Origin of the sequence: Streptomyces sp. NPDC059092, from assembly GCF_042756365.1 — a bacterium.
Lineage (GTDB): Bacteria > Actinomycetota > Actinomycetes > Streptomycetales > Streptomycetaceae > Streptomyces.
In genome coordinates this window covers 1-2,387 of the sequence record NZ_JBHZEJ010000137.1, presented here as the reverse complement: position 1 = coordinate 2,387, position 2,387 = coordinate 1, and the positions used below count along the sequence as shown (strand labels likewise).

General features: G+C 56.6%; 1 rRNA gene (running past one end of the window). It reads left to right on the top strand.

The window, feature by feature from the left end:
* Positions 1-2,366 (top strand): 23S ribosomal RNA (locus ACFXPL_RS36845); it begins 855 nt to the left of the window's first position.
* The last annotated feature ends 21 nt before the right edge of the window (positions 2,367-2,387 follow it).

Sequence of the window (2,387 nt, the reverse complement as noted above, 5' to 3'; positions counted from 1 at the left end):
CTAGTAGCGCGCTCAAGACCCGAAGCGGAGTGATCTAGCCATGGGCAGGTTGAAGCGGAGGTAAGACTTCGTGGAGGACCGAACCCACCAGGGTTGAAAACCTGGGGGATGACCTGTGGTTAGGGGTGAAAGGCCAATCAAACTCCGTGATAGCTGGTTCTCCCCGAAATGCATTTAGGTGCAGCGTCGTGTGTTTCTTGCCGGAGGTAGAGCACTGGATAGGCGATGGGCCCTACCGGGTTACTGACCTTAGCCAAACTCCGAATGCCGGTAAGTGAGAGCGCGGCAGTGAGACTGTGGGGGATAAGCTCCATGGTCGAGAGGGAAACAGCCCAGAGCATCGACTAAGGCCCCTAAGCGTACGCTAAGTGGGAAAGGATGTGGAGTCGCAGAGACAACCAGGAGGTTGGCTTAGAAGCAGCCACCCTTGAAAGAGTGCGTAATAGCTCACTGGTCAAGTGATTCCGCGCCGACAATGTAGCGGGGCTCAAGCGTACCGCCGAAGTCGTGTCATTGCAGCATGAGGGCCAACGCCCGCTGTGATGGGTAGGGGAGCGTCGTGTGCCGGGTGAAGCAGCAGCGGAAGCTAGTTGTGGACGGTTCACGAGTGAGAATGCAGGCATGAGTAGCGATACACACGTGGGAAACGTGTGCGCCGATTGACTAAGGGTTCCTGGGTCAAGCTGATCTGCCCAGGGTAAGTCGGGACCTAAGGCGAGGCCGACAGGCGTAGTCGATGGACAACCGGTTGATATTCCGGTACCCGCTTTGAAACGCCCAGTATCGAATCCTCTGATGCTAAGCCCGTGAAGCCGTTCCGGACCCTTCGGGGAATGGAAAGTGGTGGAGCCGGTGACCCGAGGTGGTAGTAGGTAAGCGATGGGGTGACGCAGGAAGGTAGTCCAGCCCGGGCGGTGGTTGTCCCGGGGTAAGGGTGTAGGGCGTTGTGCAGGTAAATCCGTGCAACATGTGCCTGAGACCTGATGCCGAGCCGATTGTGGTGAAGTGGATGATCCTATGCTGTCGAGAAAAGCCTCTAGCGAGTTTCATGGCGGCCCGTACCCTAAACCGACTCAGGTGGTCAGGTAGAGAATACCGAGGCGTTCGGGTGAACTATGGTTAAGGAACTCGGCAAAATGCCCCCGTAACTTCGGGAGAAGGGGGGCCATTCCTGGTGATCATCTTTACGGTGTGAGCTTGGGGTGGCCGCAGAGACCAGCGAGAAGCGACTGTTTACTAAAAACACAGGTCCGTGCGAAGCCGTAAGGCGATGTATACGGACTGACGCCTGCCCGGTGCTGGAACGTTAAGGGGACCGGTTAGTCATTCTTCGGGGTGGCGAAGCTGAGAACTTAAGCGCCAGTAAACGGCGGTGGTAACTATAACCATCCTAAGGTAGCGAAATTCCTTGTCGGGTAAGTTCCGACCTGCACGAATGGCGTAACGACTTCTCGACTGTCTCAACCATAGGCCCGGTGAAATTGCACTACGAGTAAAGATGCTCGTTTCGCGCAGCAGGACGGAAAGACCCCGGGACCTTTACTATAGTTTGATATTGGTGTTCGGTTCGGCTTGTGTAGGATAGGTGGGAGACTTTGAAGCTTGGACGCCAGTTCAGGTGGAGTCGCCGTTGAAATACCACTCTGGTCGTGCTGGATGTCTAACCTGGGTCCGTGATCCGGATCAGGGACAGTGTCTGATGGGTAGTTTAACTGGGGCGGTTGCCTCCTAAAGAGTAACGGAGGCGCCCAAAGGTTCCCTCAGCCTGGTTGGTAATCAGGTGTTGAGTGTAAGTGCACAAGGGAGCTTGACTGTGAGACCGACGGGTCGAGCAGGGACGAAAGTCGGGACTAGTGATCCGGCGGTGGCTTGTGGAAGCGCCGTCGCTCAACGGATAAAAGGTACCCCGGGGATAACAGGCTGATCTTCCCCAAGAGTCCATATCGACGGGATGGTTTGGCACCTCGATGTCGGCTCGTCGCATCCTGGGGCTGGAGTCGGTCCCAAGGGTTGGGCTGTTCGCCCATTAAAGCGGTACGCGAGCTGGGTTTAGAACGTCGTGAGACAGTTCGGTCCCTATCCGCTGCGCGCGCAGGAGTCTTGAGAAGGGCTGTCCCTAGTACGAGAGGACCGGGACGGACGAACCTCTGGTGTGCCAGTTGTTCTGCCAAGGGCATGGCTGGTTGGCTACGTTCGGAAAGGATAACCGCTGAAAGCATCTAAGCGGGAAGCCTGCTTCGAGATGAGGACTCCCACCCCCTTTGAGGGGTTAAGGCTCCCAGGAGACTACTGGGTTGATAGGCCAGATGTGGAAGACCGGTAACGGTTGGAGCTGACTGGTACTAATAGGCCGAGGGCTTGTCCTCAGTTGCTCGCGTCCACTGTGT